Origin of the sequence: Anaerovibrio lipolyticus LB2005 (assembly GCF_000621545.1) — a bacterium.
GTDB classification, from domain to species: Bacteria; Bacillota; Negativicutes; order Selenomonadales; family Selenomonadaceae; genus Anaerovibrio; species Anaerovibrio lipolyticus_A.
The window spans coordinates 157,458-179,150 of the sequence record NZ_JHYA01000005.1; the positions used below are offsets into that span (position 1 = coordinate 157,458).

Below are 21,693 nucleotides of genomic sequence, written 5' to 3' on the forward strand. Positions count from 1 at the left end.
AAATAAAAGGCTGTGATAGTAAGATGAGTTAGTCATCTGGCTATCACAGCCTATTTTTTGCAATAAGATTAAGTATTGTTATTTTGTAAGGATGGTATACAGTACCAGCTGGAAGGCAGCCACGAATTTGGCCACGGCGGAAATGGTATTAATGAAATCCATATCCCTCTCGGTCATGCGCATGAATCTCTTTAAAACATCGTCTCTTATATTTGGTATTCTGAGTGCCGCTGCAATCTTCATGGTCTGTCTGAAGGATACAATCTGATCGATGAAGAAGACAAGCACAAAAGCCAAGAACAGAAGAATTCTGGTATAAAAGTTCTCCTCAATTGTATAGGCGTATGTATAAGTAAGATAAAAGCCGATGATATCCAATACCATAACTGCCAGAAAAAGAGCAACCATGGTCTTACCCACTGTGGAGGGCGTCATAGTACGGCACATATCTACCAGCTCATTGTGAATATCATCCCGTTCCTCATCACTGGAGCTTATAAGAACTTTATATAGTGTATACCCGTTGAACAAAATCCAAAATATTGCAAAAGCGTTTACAATTTCCATTGCACGACTCCTTTGAGTTATTCATTTAATTATTATATTATATCAAAAATTAATGAAATAATACAGCTATTAACAATTGTGGGCCGATAATGTTAAAATGCCTTGACTTTTTTATAGGGATAGAATATTATAGTCAAGTAAACTGAATATGAACTCATCAAGAGCAGTGGAGGGACTGGCCCTGTGAAGCTGCGGCAACCATTGATATGCTTGAATATCAAAACGGTGCTAATTCCTGGAGGCTGTTGGCCTTAAGATGAGAGATTTTATAAGCTCTCTCTTTGAAGAGGGTTTTTTTATTTTGTAATTTCTTTTGCACATACAATAAGGTGTTTTCATATTTCAGGAAATGAATTCTTTATTTTTAAGGAGGCGTTTAAATGGCTAAGCGTTTATTGTTTACTTCTGAGTCTGTTACTGAGGGCCATCCTGATAAAATTGCAGACCAGATTTCCGACAGCATTCTTGATGCTATTCTTGAGCAGGATCCAATGGGCCGTGTGGCCTGTGAGACCATGGTAACCACTGGTCAGGCTCATATTGCCGGTGAGATTTCCACCAGCTGCTATGTAGATATTTCCAAGATTGTTCGTGAGACTATCCGTAATATTGGCTATACCCGTGCAAAGTTTGGTTTTGATGCCGATACCTGTGGTATTCTCATTTCCCTTGATGAGCAGTCTCCTGATATTGCTCAGGGCGTAGACAAGGCTCTGGAGGCCCGTGAGGGAGATATGAGTGAGGAGGAAGCAACTGGTGCCGGCGATCAGGGTATGATGTTCGGCTATGCTTGCAATGAGACCCCTGAGTTTATGCCAACCCCTATTGCTTTGGCACATCGTCTGTCCCGTCGTTTGACTGAGGTTCGCAAGAACGGTACTCTGCCATATCTTCGTCCGGATGGCAAGACCCAGGTTACTGTTGCTTATGAGAATGGCAAGCCAGTTGCTATTGATACCATAGTTATTTCTACCCAGCATGATGAAAAGGTTAGTCTGGAGCAGATTCGCAAGGATCTTATTGAGCACGTTGTAAAGCCAGTTATTCCAGCTGAGCTTCTCAGCGACGATACCAAGTATTTCATTAACCCAACCGGCAAGTTCGTTATTGGCGGTCCTCAGGGGGACTGCGGTCTTACTGGCCGTAAGATTATCGTTGACACCTATGGCGGAATGGCCCGTCATGGCGGTGGCGCATTCTCTGGTAAGGATCCAACAAAGGTTGACCGTTCTGGTGCCTATGCAGCCCGCTATGTGGCAAAGAATATCGTTGCAGCTGGTCTGGCTGACAGAGCCGAGGTTCAGCTGGCTTATGCCATCGGCGTAGCCAAGCCTGTATCCATTATGGTTGACACCTTTGGCACTGGCAAAGTGGACGACCGTACTTTGGAGGAGCTGGTTCAGAAGAACTTCGATTTGCGTCCTGCTGGAATTATCAAGATGCTGGACCTCCGTCGTCCAATCTATGCCCAGACTGCAGCCTATGGTCACTTCGGCCGCACTGATGTGGATCTTCCTTGGGAGCACACCGACAAGGCTGATGCACTGAAGGCCCAGGCTGGTATCTGATATATTTAAATACTGATTAGCTAGTTAGGTGAGGCACAAGAAATTGTGCCTCATTTTTTTATCTGCAAATTAGCCAATTTCGTATAGCATATCGGGTGAAAGCAGTAAATAATAATCGAATTCTGTAAAAAATGAAGGAATTGTAGGTAGCTATGGAGAATAGGTAAAAATAAGTTTCTATATGGTTTTTTTACAATATGCAGGGGGGCAGTAAAATGCGTCATAAGCATAGAATGTATTTTAAGCATATTAATCTTAAAAATTTGTTTTGCCTTATTACCATATTGGCCTGTTTTATGGGGATGTTTAAATTTATGCCCCTTACAACAGTGGATGCCAATAATGAAAAGATAGTTCGTGTAGGGTATTATGAAAAACCGTCATTTCAAAGTGGGACATCAGATGACGTACCAAAGGGTGGGTATGCCTATGACTACCTGCAACGAATAAAGCTATATAATGATTGGCGCTATGAATATGTATATGATTCCTATGAAGCCTTGCGTGAAAGGCTTGAGAATGGAAGCATTGATTTATTGGCGGGGGTATCATATACTCCTGAGGAAGCGGCTAAGGTCAGATATCCAAAATCGCCAATGGGGTCAACGGAATACTATCTTTTTAAGCGGTCTACCAATTATGCGGTTAATGCTAATCCTGCAACAATCAATGGTACGCGTATTGGTGTAATTAAAGGAGCTCAGGTGGAAGTCATTGAACGATACCTGCAATCCAATAATATTGTTGCCCGACTGGTAGAATTTAATGATGTTGAGACTGCTGCTGCCGCTGTGCTGGCTGGTGAAATCGATATTATATCTATGGCCGCCGATACCGTTTTTTCTAGTAACGATTTAGAGGTATTTGCGGATATAGGAGCTAGTGATTATTATTTGGCGGTTAATAAGCAACGTTTGGACCTTTTGGATGATGTTAATAGTGCCCAGCAGCTTTTAAAGCAGGAAGACCCACATTTCCGTTATGACCTTACCCAGATATGGTCCAGGGATTTTGTGTTGAATAGTTCATTGCTACCCCATGAGCGAGGATGGCTGGCCAATCATGACACCTTTACCATTGGTTATTTGGATGATTGTCTGCCATACGGCGACCAGGATGAGGATGGTAATACCATTGGGCTGGTAACGGATATAGTACCTGAAATTTTTAAAGTATTGGGCTATAGCGATATTAAGCTGGAATACAAGGCCTACGCAAATTCTCAGGCTATGGTTGCGGGATTGCTAAACCATGAGGTGGATGTGGTATTCCCTGGAGTGTCAAACTCCTGGATTATGGAGCAATACAACCTAATACCAAGTGAATCAGTGGTAAAATCCAGCTTTTATATACTATATAATGGAGAATATCCGGATATGAGCCGTGCCAGAATTGCCGTTTCCCGGCACAATTCTATCATGGACCCGTTTAGACGGTTATTCTATCCAGATAATGAAGTAGTGTTCTGCGACGATATTGATGAATGTATAAGTGCTATTAGAATGGGTCATGCAGATGTGGTAATCGTCAGTGGCCTGCGAGCAGAATATCTGATGCGCAGCAAGGAGAGCTGTGAGGATTTAAATCTGGCTCAGTTGGCTGATGGTGTGGCCATTGGCTTTGCCGGACTTAATGAGAATGCAGATATTATCCGCATTATCAACCATGGCCTGAGCCTTATGGATAAGAATTTTTCCTTGAATCATGCTTATCACTATATGCCAAATCAGGAAGTTACAGCTTTGGGCTTCTTTAAAAAGAATATCTGGCTTCCTGTGGGAGGAATCATATTATTCTTTGTTATAATCGTGTATTTTATCGCCCGTGAGAATAAGAAAAATCGTGAACACCTGGATGAATCGGAAATGCATCGTCGGGAACTGTCAGATAAGGTGGAGGAGATTTCTCTGCTCAATACAGAGCTGCAGGAGCGACAGAATCGATTGGAGCAGTTTGCAGCTGATACAGAGACCCATCTCCTTGAGATGCAGGTGTTAAATGATTTACTTCAGGAGCAGCAGACAAAGCTGGAAGAAAGTGTGGAGGCAGCGGAAGCCGCCAATAATGCCAAATCCACCTTCCTGTTTAATATGAGTCACGATATCCGTACGCCTCTCAACGCCATTATCGGTTTTACAGAGTTGGCTGAACGGGATTCGGAAAATGTGGAAAAAAATAATGAATATCGGCAAAAGATTAAATCAGCCAGTCACCAGCTTCTGGATATCCTAAACAACGTATTGGAAATGGCCCGCATCGAAAACAAGGATATGCTTATCACTGAGGAAATGACGGATATAGTTGAATTGTTTAACTCCTGTCTCGCCATGTTTGAGGGGGAATTAGACGGGAAACATCTGCGTCTGGAAAGCTCCATTGATATAAAGCATCAATATTTGTATGTTGATAGCACCCACATGTCAGAGGTTGTTATTAACATTATCAGTAATGCGGTGAAATACACACCGGATGGTGGCAGTGTTTTTGTTGAGGTCAAGGAGCTGGCCGGCAATACAGAGGAAGAGTGTACTTTAAAGATTATCGTACGGGATACCGGCATTGGTATGTCCGAAAAGTTTATCCATGAAATCTTTGAGCAATTCTCCCGTGACCGTAACAGTACCCAAAGTGGTATTACTGGTACTGGCCTGGGTATGGCGATTGTTAAAACCCTGGTTGATAAGATGAAGGGAACAATTGACGTGCACAGTAAGCTAGGAGAGGGTACAGAAATCGTTATCTGTACATCACATAAAATTGGCGTTATGCCGTCCATTGATACGACTGATGCTGGTGAGAATGGCAGTGTTGATTTTACAGGCAAGCGTCTTCTCTTGGCTGAGGATAATGATCTTAATGCTGAAATTGCCATTTTTGTATTGGAGGATGCCGGCTTTGAGGTTGAACGGGCCGAGGATGGTGTAAAGTGTTTTGATATGATTGTAAAGCATGAGGCCGGGTATTATGATCTCATTCTGATGGATATACAGATGCCAAATCTTGATGGCTATGGTGCAACAGAGAAAATCCGACAGCTGGATGATGAGGCCAAGGCCAATATTCCGATAGTTGCCCTTACGGCCAATGCCTTTAAGGAAGATCAGGAAAAGGCCTTTTCGGTGGGCATGAATGCACATTTGGCAAAACCTATCGATGTGGAAAAAACCCTTTCTACTCTTTGTGACATACTTAAATAAAAAAGATGGGTCTTTTAGGAGTGTAAACTCCATGAAAGGCCCATTTTTTTATGAAGAATTTTATTTTACTGGTACATCAGTGCAGCTTCATCATAAACGTCTGTGACAGCAGATTGTTTAGCCAAATTAAGGGTGAATCGGATAGTTATATCCGTTCCCTTTTCTTGGTCTGATTCAATTTCAATGGTGCCGTTTATAAGCTGTACCAAGTGCTTTGTAATAGCAATGTTTTGTTCCGGCTTATCAATATTCATTAGCTCCAGCTTCCTATAGTTGGTATACGCATCATCTATAAATTCTTTCGTAATGGAAGCACCAGTATGCTGGATATGTAACTCATAATCAGCACATGCCATGGAATAGTTGCAGTCACCATTTTGTTCTGTTTTTCGGTAGGCAAGACCGCTTTGGGTGAGGCTTACCAGTATGTTACCGCCAGCTGGGGTGAAGTCATAGGCCAGGCTTATAAGGTTTAGAAGCATTCGCTGAAGCCGGTTATTATCACAGTACACATAATAGTTTTCCACCTGTGAGGTATATATCTGGAAATTTACTCCCTTATCTTCCATTTGAATGCTGAAAATATCCTTGATCTGCTGTAGCTTGAAACGCAAATCAATGGCCACAGGATTTATTGTGGGTGAATCGGTTTTTATTCGGTCAATCAGCTCCATTTCCCGTGTCAGGTGGATGAAATAATGGCTTACGGAATCAATGTGGCGTAATGCCTGCCAGAGACTGTTCAAGCTGTCCTCAGGACACTTGCCATGAATAGCTTTGTACTCCTGACCGACGTTTTTGCACATTTTTACATAGCTCATGATGGATTGTATCATAAGGCCAATATCGTGTGTTATGTTGGTTAGGAAGGCGTTACGGGCCAGACTGGTAACCTGCTCATCACGAACCTTCAAATTAAGTGCATATTCACGGCGATGCATGGTAGTAAATATATCAGCCATAAATATGAGAACCAGAATAATTAGGAAAATTTGAATAATGTTGCTGAGATTCCATGCTTCATGGAAGGCCGCATAGCCCTCCTGTTGAATCAAAGGAATATTGGTCACGATTACCTGACGTAGCCAAAGGCTCATGGTAAAGAAATTTAAAAAAAGCAAAACAGTACACATGGAGAAGGATTTACCAAAGCGTTCCTCCTTATCATATCGGAAAATATACCAATAGTAGATAAGCCCAACAACGCTCCATACAGACAGCAGCAGATATGATTCAGTGTTAAGGGAACTGCCCGGCATCAAGTCAGGGAGAACTGGGAAAAAGAAGAAGAAAATGGAAATGACAAAACCGAAAAATCCCATAATTATACCCATATCATCATGGTGCTCTTTTGCATCACGGTAACGGCATAGGGACATATATGCATAAGCAATAGCACCGCTTATAGTAATTGCATCCACTAACCACACTATGGCAGTACGACCTAACAAAGGAATAAATAATGATATGCCCATAATCATAAAAATAGCTTTTCGTGGTGTACCATCATCAGCGGATTCAGCTATGGCCTTCGGCAGGAGGTTATCCTGGGCCATGATTTGCAGAAGCGAGGAGGAACCACGATAAAGGCCGATAATACTGGTGGTAATGCCAGCCAAAATAGTCGCTCCCAATATAGCTGTTCCACTGCTGCCTAATAGGTGATTAACACTATAAAATGTTGGCAGGGCTTTTAGTCCGTCCAGTGAGCCAAGGGCGTTTATATAGTGATTCCATCCGGAGTATTCTGGTGGAATACCTACGACGGTGATTACTATTGGCATACAATAAGCCAGAATAGTGGTGAAAATTGACGCTATAAGTACAGGAAACCAATAACGCGGTGAGAAAGCCAGTACATCGTTGCCATGGGAAATAGATTCATAGCCAAAGAACATCCATGGGGTAACCATAAATATACTGATAATTTGCCAAAATGGGGTTACGCCAAAAACGGGAGCAAAGGCAGGAAGGAAGCTGCCAGACTGTTGATTCATGGACAAAACTCCACAAAACAGAACTGTCATGCCACCAATGAGCAGCAGAGCCATCAAAGTATTGGACAACCGTTTTACCTTTCCACCATAGGCGGAGAATAAACCGAAGATAATAATTATCGCCCATGTGGCAATTATTTCACCACAATATACTTCAAAGCCGGCTACCCGATAAAGATAGCCCCATTGCAGCACATCCCCCAGTACATAACGAATGAATAGGACAACGGCTGTGGAATTGGCCCATAGAATGGCCAGATAGGTGATTATAATTGCCCAAGCCACCAAAAAGGCGTGGTCATATCCCATTAGTCGCCTTGCATAGGCGAAAAAACCTCCATCATCCCCATAACGCCGTGCCAAGGCACAGAAATTTGCTGTGATAATAAGCATAGCCAGTCCCCCAAGGACAATGGCTACGATGCTGCCAACGGGGCCTGCATGTGGCAAAAACAGATTGCCTGGCATCATAAAGGCTCCCCAGCCTACGGCACAGCCGAAGGACAGTCCCCACATGTTCAGGGCTGCCAACAGGCTCACTTTATTGGTTTCCTTTGGCGTATTCATAAACATGTCTCCTTTTGAAAGATGCTAACAGGTGCTCTTTTGGGGTTGCCCCATAGCAATTACAAAATTTTCTTCAGTATCAATAGGAAGATTTAGCTTAATGATAATCTCTTTTCCCTTGTGTTCCGGTGTGGTAACAATATCAATGGAGCCCTGCATGAGACGAACGATACCCTGAACAATGTACAGTCCACCGGTATCTATTACATCAGCCCTGTATTCCTCAGTCAGACTTTGCTGTAAAACCGGCGGTATATGGCTATTGCTATCCTGAACATGGAATTCATAATTACCACAAAGCAACTCGTTATCACCAAATTGTACAGTGCTAGTGCCTGTTTCAAGTAGGGTAAGCACAACACCGCCACCAGGTTTTGTATATTCGTTTGCATTGTTGAGCAAATTTATCAACATACGTTCCAGTCGTTGTTCATCACTAAGAACGATAGGGTGGGTAATAGACATAGGGTAGGCATCAAAGAAGATTCCGCTATCCTGCATTTGCAGCGCAAACAGATCCTTGAGGTTGTTTAACAGACCCATAAGGTCCACTGTATTAAAGATAGGCTGGAATTTGTTCATTTCAATACCGCTAAAGCTTATATCAGGGCCAGTGACCCTTCTGTTGGTGGCATCGACAAAATTATTCTTATCTAGCATATTATCGATAAGTGAAAGAAGCCGTTGGCTGTGGTTATCAATTTTACTTAAACCATTCATCAACCTGTCAGGAATACGACGTGGACAATCATCTTCATTGCAGACACTGCAAATGGTGCAGGTTTCCAAGGCCAGATGTAATGAAGACTGGGCCGTTTCCATAGGTATGCGGATATCGTGGGACAGGTTGGAGATAAAGATATTTTTACTCTGATTGATATTATTTTGATTTTGACTGATTTTGTTAAGCTTCTGTTCACGGCGTTTAAGTGTTATGAAAATGTCAGCCATAAGCAGAAGTATCAGCATGATCATGGCCATCTGCACGAAGCATTCGTTTGCAAAATCCGAGTAGGAGAAGGCATTTGCATCCAGCCGCAATTCCTTAATCCGTTCCTCAACGCTTTGGCGTATCCATATACTTGAGGAGAAGAAATTAAGGAAAAGAAGGATAATACACATGGATGTGCTTTGACCAAAACGATGCTGCGTATCGTTCTTAAAAACGTACCAGAACATAATAAAGCCAAGGAGGCTCCAGCAGGACAGCATAAGATATGATTCTGTATCAAGGGAGCCGGCCAAAAGCATACCAGGTATTATCGGGAAGAAAAAGAATAATACAGAAATGATGACACCGATACCGCCAAGCCATTTACCGGATGTATCATGTTCCTTTTTTGCAACGATATAGGAACAAAGGGAGGCATAACCATACGCCAGTGAGCCAACTACTGTGATGACATCACAGAGCCAGACAACAGACACACGCCCAAGGAACGGAATTAGGAGTGATACCAGCATAACAAATATAATGGAGTTGCGTGGAGTACCATCCTCATTTGTCTGACTGAACCACTGGGGCAAAATCTGATATTGGCTCATGTATTGGAGAATCATTCCTGTAATACGGAACAACCCCAATAAACTTGTGGATATGGCAGATATAATTGAAAGAACAAGTATAATAAGTCCCTCCTGGCCAAAGGTGGAGTATACACTGTTAAAAACCGGCAGGGCCTTTATGCCTTCCAAGGTGTTCTTTTGAGCAATATATGTGGTCCAGTAGGAGAATTCCGGTGGAATGGCCATAACAGCCATGGCAGCCAATGCTACATATATAATTCCCCCCGCTAAGACTGCCGCTATCATGATGAACAGCAATTTTCTGTTAGAAAAGCCAGTATGCTCATCGGTATGGGTAATGGCCTCAAAGCCAAAAAACATCCAAGGGGCCAACATCATCATGCTAAATACCTGCATAAATGGTGAAGACTTAAATTGGAAGTGAGGGTAGAGTACCCCTGAAGGTGTGTTTGTGTATAGGGCGAAAAACAGCATGACAACGGTTCCAAAGAACAGTATGGCAAAAAAGGTGTTTAGGTGCTTGCGAAGCGGGCCACCATAGCATGAAAATGTACCATATATACAAAATATTCCCCATGTAAAAAGAATTTCACCAAGATTAATGTCAAATCCGGCTATGGTATACAAATAGCCCCAGGCCAATACATCACCAAAGAGAAAGCGAATCAAAAGGACAGACGCTGTAGCATTTGCCCACATGATAGATAAATAGGCGATAATCAAAATCCAAGCGGTTAAAAAAGCATGGTCATGGCCAAGAATATTTCTGGTATAAGCAATGATACCGCCGTTGTCCTTATACTTGTCAGCCAGGCGACAAATATTGGCGGCAATTATAAGCAACAATATTGTTGAGAATATCATAGATAGGACAGTGCCCAAAGGACCTGCCGTCGGAATAAACAGATTAGCCGGAACCATAAAAGCACCCCAGCCTACGGCACAGCCCAGAGAAAGCCCCCATATAGCCAAGGGGGACAGGCGTTTTTTGCCATGGCCACCAGGATTTTTATATGCAAGCATGTTATCCATAATAAGGCTCCTTTATTTGGCAATTTGTTGTATTGCATCCGCAATGCCGAGAAGTGGCAGCTGCTGTTGTACAGCACCAATATCGAAGGCTACCTTTGGCATGACGTACACTGATGATGTTGTAGCATCTTGACCAATGGTAGTAGCTCCGTTATTTCGCATCTTTAACAGACCCGCTGCACCATCCTTGCCAATTCCAGTTAAAATAACTCCCAGAGCATTTTTCCCCGCAGCATCAGCTACGCTGTCAAAAAGAATATCTATAGCAGGACACACAGTGTGCAGAGGAGGTCCAATCTTACATTGAATGATAAAGCTGCTTCCATGACGATGGACTGACATGTGCTTTCCGCCTGGTGCAATATAAACATGATCAGGCCGCACAACATCACCGTCGGCAGCTTCCTTTATAGTTAGTGCACAAGTGCTGTTAAGCCGTTCTGCGAATAGCCGAGAAAACATAGGCGGTATGTGTTGTACAATAACTATGCCAGGCAATGGCGGCTTTAAAGCCGGCAGAATGACTGAAAGTGCTTCGGTTCCTCCCGTTGATGCACCCATGGCAATAAGCTCAATGGTCCCCTTAGTGGCTGTGATGTCAGCAGCATGCCCGGTGGCGGGAATGGCAGGCTGTGGTGAAGTAGATACTTCAGATTGCTGTTTATCAGGACTTGATATCGAATCACCATTTTGCAGAGCGTTCACTATTCCCTCATAAAACGGCTGCATAAGCTCCCCGGCCAACGGCTTTTTGATGTATGCAGACGCACCTAAGTATTTTGCAGTGCTTGCCACGTTGTTTGATATGCCATACACAATAATTGGAACACCTGGATATTGCTTTACCAGCAAAGGAAGAAACTTTTCTTGATTTACCAGCATTGCCCCCAATGCCAGATTCATTACAATATCCGTCGGCTTAAATTCTGTCAGCTTTTTTTGCGCTTCCTCAGGATTGGCGGCATTATCGACCACACTGCCAGATGGCAGACGGTGATTCAGCTCCTGGACCAAGGCGTTCTGAAAGGTTATGGAATTGTCGATGACAAAAACTCGCAGATTGCCCATATTGTTCTCCTTAAACATAAATTGCTCTAAACAAATACTTCAATGTCAATGGCGAAAATCCTTTTTTTATTGGTACATTTTATGATTTCTTAACTTAGAACTTCCACGTGTTGTCAATAGGTTTCTATATAAAAAGTAATTGACAATGGAAAGCGTCTATAATAATATTAGTATGCTGAAATTTAAGATGAAGTTATTGTGAGGGGAGCGTTGGACTCCTTTTTCTATGTATGGGAGGAATTTTAATACTATGAGTAAGAATGAAAATTTGAGAAATATCGCGATTATTGCTCACGTTGACCATGGTAAGACTACATTGGTAGATGCAATGCTGCAGCAGAGCCATATTTTCCGTGAAAATGAGCAGGTTGCAGAGCGCGTAATGGACTCCGGCGATCTGGAGCGCGAGCGTGGTATTACTATTCTTTCCAAGAATACAGCAGTTATGTATGAGGGTACCAAGATTAATATCGTCGATACCCCGGGCCATGCTGACTTTGGCGGTGAGGTACAGCGCGTACTGAACATGGTTGATGGTGTAGTTCTTCTGGTAGATGCCTTTGAGGGCCCAATGCCACAGACTAAGTACGTTCTTCGCAAGGCTTTGGAGCAGGGTCTTAAGCCTATCGTTGTTATCAACAAGATTGACCGTCCGGACCAGCGCGTGGATGAGGTTTATGATGAGGTTCTGGAGCTGTTCATGGAGCTGGATGCTGATGATGATCAGCTGGATTTCCCTTGCATTTATGCCACTGCCCGTGATGGTATTGCCAAGTACAGCATGGAGGATGACAACGACAATCTGACTCCTCTCATGGAGACCATTGTTAAGGAAATTCCTTGCCCACAGGGGGATGCAGATGGTCCTCTCCAGATGATGGTTACTACTCTGGAGTCTGATGAATATGTTGGTAAGCTGGCTGTAGGCCGTATTATTCGCGGCAGCGTAAAGCCAAACCAGTCTGTAGTTTTGCTTAATGGTGATTCCCAGACCAAAGCTAAGATTGGTAAGGTGTATACATATCAGGGCCTGAACCGTGTAGAGGTTGAAGAGGCTAAAATGGGTGAAATCGTTTGCCTCACCGGCCTTGGCAATGTAAGCATTGGATATACAGTAGCAGATGCCGAAAATCCTGAGGCATTGCCTACTATTAATATTGACGAGCCAACCCTGTCCATGACCTTTGGTGTAAATACCAGCCCATTTGCAGGCCGTGAGGGTCAGTTCGTTACTTCCCGTCATCTCCGTGACCGTCTTTACAAGGAAGTGGAGACCAATGTTTCCCTTCGCGTTGAGGAAACTGATTCCGCTGATGTATTTAAGGTTAGTGGTCGTGGTGAGCTCCATCTTTCCATTCTCATTGAAACCATGCGCCGCGAGGGCTATGAGCTTCAGGTTGGTAAGCCAGAGGTAGTATATAAGGAAATTAATGGCCAGAAGTGTGAGCCAATGGAGAATCTCACCGTTGAGGTTCCTCAGGAGTATATGGGTACTGTTATGGAGTCCCTTGGAACCCGCAAGGCAGAGCTGGCTAACATGACTGAGGTTTCCGGCTATATGCGTATGGAGTTCCTTATTCCTGCCCGTGGTCTTATCGGCTTCCGCAGTGAGCTTCTGACCAACACCAAGGGTAATGGCATCATGAACCATGTATTCTCCGGATATGTACCATATAAGGGGGATATTCCAGGCCGCACCCGTGGCTCCTTGGTAGCCTTTGAGCAGGGCGAGACCACCGGCTATGGTATCTTTAACCTTCAGGATCGTGGTACCATGTTCATTTCCCCTGGCCAGGCGGTATATGAGGGCATGATCGTTGGTGAGAACTCCCGTGATATCGATATGGATATTAATCCATGTAAGGCAAAGCATGTTTCCAACATGCGTACTTCTGCATCTGATGAAGCTATCAGACTGACTCCACCTCGTATTTTGAGCTTGGAGCAGGCTCTTGAGTACATTAACGATGACGAGCTGGTGGAGGTAACTCCTGACAGTATCCGTCTTCGCAAGACCATTCTTGACAAGGTTGTTCGTGGTAGAGCAAGCAAGAACGCTCGTAAAGAAAGCTAATAATAGCTTTTGCAGGAACCTTCGTCATAGGTCTAAAGACTCATTTTTGGAAAAAATAAAAAAATTCGCAAAAACAGCAGGACAAAACCTGCTGTTAGCGAATATAATAGAAAGTAACCCAACTTGGGTTTATGATTAAGAACTTATTTTTTAAATTTATTCCATTCTTTTTATTTTAATGATTCTGGACTTATATTAATGGAGGGCGGACGTTGTGAGTATTCTAAAAAAACTGGAAGACTTCTTCGCACCGGTTGAGGTTGAAGATGAACTGTTTGTTGATGAGGAAGAGGTAGTTGAGGAACAGGTTGAGCGTAAGGTTGTAGGGGGTAGCACTGCTGCAAGTGCTGTTAAGCCAGCTCCAGCACCTGTAAAGAGACCTAATCTTACCTTACACACCAATAACAGCCATCGTGCTGCTGAAATGAAGATTAAGATTTTCATGCCACAGCGCTTTGATGATGTTCGTGAGGTTGCTGATGCTTTGAAGGCTAAGAATTCAGCTATCGTTAATTACGAGCGTGTGGAGCTTCCAGAGCAGCAGCGTATTTGTGATTTCCTGAATGGTGTTTGCTATGTTCAGGATGGTTTCGTTCATCGTATTTCCAATACCATGGTTCTTTATGCACCAAATGGTGTTGAAATTAACGAGATGAAGTCTGTAGCTGCTACATTGTAATATTTGGTATTTTTTGAGGCTGTTGCGCTAGTAACAGTCTCTTTTAGCTTGCTGCTGTGATTGACAAAGAGCAGGTTTTTACTTATAATATTCTAGTAAATTTTGTATTTTATGTGAGTGCCCCATGCGGCACTCATTATTTATTGAGTAAAGGAGTTTTTAGTAATGGCAGACAAGAGCGTACTTCTTACCGCAGACGGTTTGAAAAAACTACAGGAGAAACTTGATCATTTAAAAAGTGTAAAACGACTTGAGGTAGCTGATCGTCTGAAAGCTGCTATTGCTCTGGGTGACCTTTCCGAGAACTCCGAGTATGATGATGCCAAGAATGAGCAGGCTTTCCTGGAAGGTGAAATCGCTGAGCTGGAGGAAAAAATCCGCCATGCCAAAATCATCGAGAATAGTGTTGACAGCAATGTAGTTTCCATGGGTTCCAAAATCGTATTGAAGGATTTGGAGTTTAATGAAACTGATGAGTATCAGCTGGTAGGCTCCACCGAGGCAGACCCTGATGAGGGCAAGATTTCCAATGAGTCCCCAGTGGGTGCGGCTATTATTGGCAAGTCCGTAGGTGAGGTCGTAGAGGTTCATGTTGGTGAGAACATCATCAATTATGAAATCATGGAAATTAAGCACTAATAAATAGGAGAATGTAAAGTGGCAGAAAATAAGGAAAATGCTCCTGTTCAGCAGGATATGAATGCATTGTTGAAGGTACGCCGTGATAAGCTGGCAGCCTTCAGAGAAATGGGTGTAGCTCCTTTCGGCCATCGTTTTGAGGTTTCTCATCATAATGCTGCAATTTTGGAGCAGTATGCAAATCTTGAAGGCGAGGATGAAAGCGCAGAGGAAGTGACTATTGCCGGCCGTCTTATGGCTATCCGTGGTCATGGCAAGGCTAGCTTCTCTGTTATTATGGACCGCACCGGCCGTATTCAGATTTACTTTAAGCTGGATGTACTGGGTGAGGAGAAGTACAAGCAGTTCAAGCTCCTGGATATCGGTGATATCATTGGCGTAAAGGGTCATGTATTCCGTACCCGTCGCGGTGAGCTTACTGTTCGTGTAGATGACTTTGACCTCCTTTCCAAGTCTCTCCGTCCGCTTCCTGAGAAGTTCCATGGCCTCACTGATACCGAAATTCGCTATCGTCAGCGCTATGTGGATCTTATTATGAACCCTGAGGTTATGAATACCTTTGTGGCTCGTACCAATATTATTAAATCTATCCGTAATTATCTGGATTCCCGTGACTTCCTTGAGGTTGAGACTCCAGTATTGGGTACGATTGCCGGTGGTGCAGCAGCACGTCCGTTCATCACCCATCATAATACCCTTGATCTTGATATGTACCTTCGCATTGCAACTGAGCTTAATCTGAAGCGCCTTGTTGTAGGCGGCATGGAGCGCGTATACGAAATTGGCCGTGTATTCCGCAACGAGGGCATGGATGTACGCCATAATCCGGAATTTACTTCCATTGAGATTTATCAGGCCTATGCCGATTATAATGATTTGATGGATGTTACTGAGGGCATTGTTCGTGATGCAGCTATGGCTGTTTGTGGCAGCCTGCAGGTGGATTATCAGGGTACCACCATTGATTATTCCAGCTTCAAGCGTATCAGCATGAATGATGCGGTTAAGGAGACTACCGGCAAGGACTTCCTGAGCTGTGAAACCGTGGAGGAAGCCCGTGCTATGGCTGACGAAATCGGTGTTCCTTACGAGAAGCGTTTTGGTATCGGCGGTATTTTAAATGCAGCCTTTGAGGAAAAGGTGGAGGAGACCCTCATACAGCCAACCTTTATTACTGGTCATCCAACTGAGATTTCCCCACTGGCTAAGCGCAATCCTGAGGATCCTCGTATTACTGACCGCTTTGAGTGCTTCGTATATGGTCGTGAGCTGGCTAATGGCTTTACTGAGCTCAATGACCCTATTGACCAGGAGGGCCGCTTCATGGATCAGCTTAAGGCCCGTGAAGACGGTGATGATGAGGCTCACATGATGGACCGCGACTTCATTACTGCCCTTGAATATGGTCTGCCACCAACAGGCGGCTTGGGCATCGGTGTGGACCGTCTGGTAATGTTCCTCACAGACAGCGCATCTATTCGAGATGTCCTGCTGTTCCCAACTATGAAGCCTTTGGCTGAATAAGTTAATACTATTCGGGATAATTTGTTTTTTCGGAGCTGTTTCTTGTGATACAGCTCCTTTTTTATGAGAGTGTGTGTAAAATGAAAAATAAAATTCTTAGTACGTTGCGACGGATTGGGCAAAGTTTTATGCTTCCAGTTGCAGTTATGCCAATTGCTGGTATTCTGTTAGGTATTGGTGCATCTTTTACAAATCCGACCACCATCAGGAGCTATGGACTTGAACCCATACTTGGCGATGGCACGGTGCTGCATTCACTGTTGATGGTTATGAGTGCTGCAGGGGGAGCCATTTTCGGCAACCTTCCTATTATCTTTGCCGTAGGTGTGGCCATTGGTATGGCAAAGGCTGAGAAGGAAGTTGCTGCCCTGGCTGCCATGATTTCTTTTTTCGTTATGCATGTTTCATGTAACGCAATGTTGCGAATAACAGGGAGAATTCTGACTGACGGCTCTATTGCACCTGGGGTACTGGAAGGAACAATTGCACCAAGCTGTGGCATTATGTCACTGCAGATGGGGGTATTTGGCGGTATCATCGTGGGAATTGGCGTTTCCGTGCTGCACAATCGCTACTATAAGATTGTTCTGCCCTCTGCCCTGTCCTTCTTTGGGGGCTCCAGATTTATTCCGATTATATCGACGGTGGTATTTCTGTTCGTAGGTATTATAATGACCTTTATCTGGCCCTTTGCCCAGGATATCATCTTTGGTCTTGGTAATGTGGTTACGGGAACAGGTTATATCGGTACCCTGATTTTCGGTATCGTAAAACGCGCATTGATTCCATTCGGTTTGCATCACGTATTTTATTTGCCATTTTGGCAGACCGGCGTGGGAGGAACCATGATGGTGGATGGCCAGCTTATCCAGGGTGGTCAGAACATCTTCTTCGCTCAGGTGGCTTCCACTAATGTTGAACATTTCAGTTCTGATGCTACCCGTTATTTTTCTGGTGAGTTTATTTTTATGATTTTTGGTCTTCCAGGGGCCGCTTTAGCTATGTACCGTTGCGCTCGTCCTGAAAAGAAGAAGGCTGTGGGCGGTTTATTGCTCTCTGCAGCCCTGACTTCCATGCTGACCGGTATTACAGAACCGATTGAGTTTTCCTTCCTGTTTGTAGCTCCGTTGCTTTTCGGTGTACAGGTTATTCTGGCCGGTGCAGCCTACATGATTGCTCATATACTTAATATCGCAGTTGGTCTTACCTTCTCCGGAGGTTTTCTGGAATTGTTAATCTTTGGTATTATGCAGGGTAATGATAAGACCAGCTGGATGCTGATTATCCCGGTTGGTATTATTTACTTTTTCCTGTATTACTTTTCCTTCTATTTCCTTATCAAGAGGTTTGATTTCAAGACTCCGGGCCGTGAGGATGATGAGGAGGAGACCCAGCTAAACAACAAAGATTATACTGAAGCCTGATGGAATGGCGGAACACTGCTTGGAGGCAGTGCTCCGCTTTTTTTATGTAATTGCTCTTTCTTATTTATGATTAATTTTGATTAATTTTGATTATTTATGACTGATATTGGTTGACTTTGACTGAGTTTGGCTGTATTATTAATACAGAAATCAATTTTAGGAGAGTGATAGCCGTGCTTACCGAGGAGAGGTACGCAGCTATATTGAAGATTTTGGCGGAAAAAAAGGCGGTGACGGTTCTTGAGCTGACCAAAGCCTTACAGATTTCGGAATCCACAGTGCGGCGGGATCTGACCGCTCTGCATCGTAGCGGCAGATTGTACAAGGTATACGGCGGTGCCACGACCATTGATAACAATTACTCAAACGCAGAGGAAGATATGCAGACCAAGTGGGATTTGCATCCTGAGGAAAAGGTTGCTATTGGCCGCAAAGCTGCAGAGCTTATCACGGGTGAGGATTTTGTTTATATTGATGCTGGTTCTACCACGTTGCATCTCATTGATTTTTTGACGGACAATGGTGCGACCTTCGTAACTAACGGTATGCAACACGCAGTGAGTCTGCTAGCCAAGGGCATCAAGGTCTTCATTATCGGTGGAGCGGTAAAGGCCGTAACTGAAGCCGTGGTTGGTACAGAAGCCTTGAAAAGCCTGGAGAACTACAATTTTACCAAGGGCTTTTTCGGTACAAACGGAATAAGCCCCAAGTCTGGCTTTTCTACTCCGGATGCCGATGAGGGGGCTGTCAAAAGTGAGGCAATGGCGCGATGTAAGAGTGCCTTTGTGCTGGCCGACAGCTCAAAGTTCAACAAGATTTCCCCCATTACCTTTGCTGGAATTTCCAGCGCCACCATAATTACAGGACGGCTGGAGGATAAGAAGTATCGTGATTATACCACCGTCTTGGAAGGAGAGTGAGTGCATGATTTATACCGTAACCTTTAATCCGTCACTGGATTATATTCTGCGCCTTGATCATTTCGCTGCCGGCGAAATAAACCGGGTGAACTATGAACAGATTTTAGGCGGTGGCAAGGGAATAAATGTATCCATTGTGCTGAAAAATCTTGGCCATGATAGTACCGCCCTTGGTTTTGTGGCTGGCTTCACTGGTGAGGAAATCAAGAGGCAGCTGCAGGAGTTTGGTGTAAAAAGCGATTTTGTTCAGCTGGAGCAGGGCTTCAGCCGTATCAATGTGAAGGTTAAGGCTGACAAGGAAACGGAGATAAACGGACAGGGACCGGACATTAGCGAAAACAAACAAGGGGAGCTTTTTTCAAAATTAGATAAATTGGTGGCAGGGGATACCTTGGTATTGGCCGGTTCAATTCCAAAGGCACTGCCGGATGATATTTATCAGCGTATTATGGCACGACTTGAAGGCAAGGGGATTCGAATCGTGGTTGATGCGGAAAAGAAGCTGCTTCTGAATGTTTTGCAGTATCATCCATTTCTCATAAAGCCAAATAATCACGAGCTTGGGGATATGTTCGGTGTGAAGCTCACCGACCATGATGAAATAATAACCTATGCCAAGAAGCTGCAGGAAAAGGGAGCACAAAATGTCCTTATATCCATGGCTGGGGATGGAGCTATTCTGCTGACAGCAGCAGGGGCATCTTATAGGTGTCCGGCACCTAAAGGAACTTTGGTGAATTCCGTTGGTGCAGGGGATTCTATGGTGGCTGGGTTTATCACCGGCTTCATGGAATCAAATGGGGATTTTGAGAGGGCTTTCCACATGGGAGTGGCCACTGGGTCGGCTTCGGCCTTCAGTGAAAATCTCGCCACCAGGCCGGAAGTGGAAGAACTGCTCAAAGTAATTGAGTAATAGCCAATAGGCATTATTTATATAACATTTATTTATATAATTTTTATAAGGGGAGAGAAAATTATGCGTATTAGGGATTTGCTCAAGCAAGAGAGCATTGTATTGGGTGCACAGCCGGCGGATAAAAATGCCGCCATCAATCAGTTGGCTGACCTTATGGAGGCCGGTGGCAATTTGTCCGATAAGGCGCAGTATGTGAAGGATGTGCTGGCCCGTGAAGCTTCCAGTTCCACAGGTCTAGGGGACGGCATAGCAACCCCGCATGCCAAGAGTGCCGGAGTAAAGACAGCCGGCCTGTCTGCTATGACAGTGCCCAACGGTGTGGATTTTGATTCCGAGGATGGAGAGCCTAGCCGTTTGTTCTTTATGATTGCTGCTCCGGAATCGGCTTATGATGCCCACTTGGAAATATTGTCCAAGCTGGCTACAATGCTTATGGATTCAGATTTCAAAGAAGCCCTGGTGGCTGCCAAAACCAAAGAAGAATTTTTGCGCATCATAGATGAAAAGGAAGATGACAAGTGCGTTGTTGCTTCAGATGGGGTAGCGGCTCCTTCTGATTACATTCAGATTTTGGCTGTAACTGCCTGTCCTACTGGTATTGCCCATACCTTTATGGCGGCAGAAAGCCTGGAGCAGCATGCCAAAAAAAGAGGCATTTCCATTAAAGTTGAGACCAATGGCTCCAGCGGTGCCAAGAATGTGCTGACGGCAAAAGAAATCAGGAAGGCTGATGCCATTATTGTGGCAGCTGATAAGAATGTTGCCATGGCCCGGTTTGACGGAAAGCCTGTCATTATAGCCAAGGTGGCCGACGGTATTAACAAGGCCGATGAACTTATTGATCGCGCTTTGTCCGGCAATACTCCAATATATCACGCCACTGGTGCCGAAGGTACAGAGGGGGCTGCTGATGTGGAGGGTGAAAGCCTGGGCCGTCAGATTTACAAGCATTTGATGAATGGTGTCAGCCACATGCTTCCATTTGTAGTAGGTGGCGGTATTCTAATCGCTTTGGCCTTCCTCTTTGATGATTATTCCATTAATCCAAGCAACTTCGGTTCCAATACTCCATTGGCGAAGTTCCTTAAGGATATTGGCGGTGCTTCATTCGGCTTTATGCTTCCTATCCTTGCGGGCTTTATTGCAATGTCCATTGCGGATCGTCCAGGTTTGGCTGTAGGCTTTGTGGGTGGTGCATTGGCCAATACCACCGGCTCCGGATTTTTGGGAGCTTTGCTGGCAGGCTTCGTTGCAGGCTACAGTGTAAACCTGTTGAAGAAGGTATTCGCCGCCTTGCCTGAATCCTTGGAGGGTATAAAACCAGTTCTCCTGTATCCGTTCTTTGGTATTCTCCTTATTGGCTTTATCAGCATGTTTATAATTGCACCACCTGTAAGTGCCATTAACACCTGGTTGGTGGATACGCTGAACAACATGGATCCAAATGCCAAGATTATTTTGGGTATTGTTATGGGTGGCATGATGGCTATCGACATGGGTGGTCCTATTAACAAGGCTGCTTATGTTACTGGAACTGGCTTGTTGGCCTCTGGTCAATATTATGTGATGGCCGCTGTTATGGCCGGTGGCATGGTTCCACCGCTTGCTATTGCTCTTTGTACTACTATCTTCCCTAACCGTTTCACTGAAAGCGAGCGAAAGGCTGGTATCACCAACTACATTATGGGGTTGTCCTTTATTACTGAGGGTGCCATTCCGTTTGCTGCCAGTGATCCATTGCGGGTAATTCCTTCAGTATGTGTCGGTGCGGCTACCGCCGGGGCCTTGTCCATGGCCTTTGATTGTACGCTGCAGGCCCCTCATGGTGGTATTTTCGTAGTACCAACCATCGGTAATGCCGGTATGTATCTTGCAGCTATTCTTATTGGCGCAGTAGTGGGATGCATTATGATGTCAGTGCTGAAAAAACCATTGAATAAATAAATGAATAATTGCTTGTTGTCATAAGCATAAAAAATAGTGAACCCATCTCG

Annotated in this window: 13 protein-coding genes, 1 pseudogene and 1 riboswitch; of the genes and pseudogenes, 10 read left to right on the forward strand and 4 right to left on the reverse strand. The window is 44.3% G+C overall.

Going from position 1 to position 21,693, the window contains the following annotated elements:
* Nucleotides 1–78: 78 nt before the first annotated feature.
* The gene (locus tag T355_RS0106265) at nucleotides 79–567 is read right to left on the reverse strand and encodes a hypothetical protein (RefSeq protein WP_027397013.1); all 489 of its coding nucleotides are present in this window, start codon (nucleotides 565–567) and stop codon (nucleotides 79–81) included.
* A 151-nt stretch (nucleotides 568–718) separates the two neighbouring features.
* Nucleotides 719–830, forward strand: a riboswitch (SAM riboswitch).
* A gap of 117 nt (nucleotides 831–947) precedes the next feature.
* Between T355_RS0106265 and metK the strand changes: the two genes are divergently transcribed.
* Nucleotides 948–2,135: a methionine adenosyltransferase gene (gene metK, locus T355_RS0106270; RefSeq protein WP_027397014.1), complete on the forward strand. Its 1,188-nt coding sequence runs from the start codon at nucleotides 948–950 to the stop codon at nucleotides 2,133–2,135.
* Between the two features lie 215 nt (nucleotides 2,136–2,350).
* On the forward strand, nucleotides 2,351–5,332 hold the full coding sequence (locus T355_RS0106275; RefSeq protein WP_027397015.1) for an ATP-binding protein: 2,982 nt from the start codon (nucleotides 2,351–2,353) through the stop codon (nucleotides 5,330–5,332).
* Nucleotides 5,333–5,397: 65 nt separating this feature from the next.
* Here the strand turns inward: T355_RS0106275 and T355_RS0106280 are convergent, their stop codons facing one another.
* The 3 genes from T355_RS0106280 to T355_RS0106290 are packed head-to-tail and all read right to left on the reverse strand — an operon-like array spanning nucleotide 5,398 to nucleotide 11,523.
* Entirely contained in the window at nucleotides 5,398–7,896 is a 2,499-nt protein-coding gene (locus T355_RS0106280) for an ATP-binding protein (protein WP_027397016.1), read from the reverse strand.
* 24 nt (nucleotides 7,897–7,920) lie between these two features.
* Nucleotides 7,921–10,455, reverse strand: a complete 2,535-nt coding sequence (locus T355_RS0106285) for an amino acid permease (protein ID WP_027397017.1) — start codon at nucleotides 10,453–10,455, stop codon at nucleotides 7,921–7,923.
* A 12-nt stretch (nucleotides 10,456–10,467) separates the two neighbouring features.
* Entirely contained in the window at nucleotides 10,468–11,523 is a 1,056-nt protein-coding gene (locus T355_RS0106290; protein WP_051555424.1) for a chemotaxis protein CheB, read from the reverse strand.
* 250 nt (nucleotides 11,524–11,773) lie between these two features.
* Between T355_RS0106290 and typA the strand changes: the two genes are divergently transcribed.
* From typA to T355_RS0106330, 8 genes and pseudogenes are all read left to right on the forward strand, one after another.
* Complete coding sequence (gene typA / locus T355_RS0106295; RefSeq protein WP_027397019.1) at nucleotides 11,774–13,597, forward strand: translational GTPase TypA; 1,824 nt, start codon at nucleotides 11,774–11,776, stop codon at nucleotides 13,595–13,597.
* A 214-nt stretch (nucleotides 13,598–13,811) separates the two neighbouring features.
* A complete protein-coding gene (locus T355_RS0106300) occupies nucleotides 13,812–14,276 on the forward strand; it encodes a cell division protein SepF (RefSeq protein ID WP_027397020.1) in 465 nt (154 codons plus the stop codon).
* A 165-nt stretch (nucleotides 14,277–14,441) separates the two neighbouring features.
* Nucleotides 14,442–14,915 carry a transcription elongation factor GreA gene (gene greA, locus T355_RS0106305; RefSeq protein WP_027397021.1) on the forward strand — a complete coding sequence of 158 codons (474 nt, stop codon included), beginning with the start codon at nucleotides 14,442–14,444 and terminating at the stop codon, nucleotides 14,913–14,915.
* 57 nt (nucleotides 14,916–14,972) lie between these two features.
* Nucleotides 14,973–16,439 carry a lysine--tRNA ligase gene (gene lysS, locus T355_RS0106310; protein WP_155851684.1) on the forward strand — a complete coding sequence of 489 codons (1,467 nt, stop codon included), beginning with the start codon at nucleotides 14,973–14,975 and terminating at the stop codon, nucleotides 16,437–16,439.
* A gap of 80 nt (nucleotides 16,440–16,519) precedes the next feature.
* A pseudogene (locus T355_RS13780) lies at nucleotides 16,520–17,851 on the forward strand (PTS transporter subunit EIIC); the annotation flags it as partial.
* A 185-nt stretch (nucleotides 17,852–18,036) separates the two neighbouring features.
* Nucleotides 18,037–18,783 carry a DeoR/GlpR family DNA-binding transcription regulator gene (locus T355_RS0106320; RefSeq protein WP_027397023.1) on the forward strand — a complete coding sequence of 249 codons (747 nt, stop codon included), beginning with the start codon at nucleotides 18,037–18,039 and terminating at the stop codon, nucleotides 18,781–18,783.
* A 4-nt stretch (nucleotides 18,784–18,787) separates the two neighbouring features.
* Entirely contained in the window at nucleotides 18,788–19,696 is a 909-nt protein-coding gene (gene pfkB, locus T355_RS0106325; RefSeq protein WP_027397024.1) for a 1-phosphofructokinase, read from the forward strand.
* A 63-nt stretch (nucleotides 19,697–19,759) separates the two neighbouring features.
* On the forward strand, nucleotides 19,760–21,643 hold the full coding sequence (locus tag T355_RS0106330; RefSeq protein ID WP_027397025.1) for a PTS fructose transporter subunit IIABC: 1,884 nt from the start codon (nucleotides 19,760–19,762) through the stop codon (nucleotides 21,641–21,643).
* Nucleotides 21,644–21,693 lie beyond the last annotated feature (50 nt).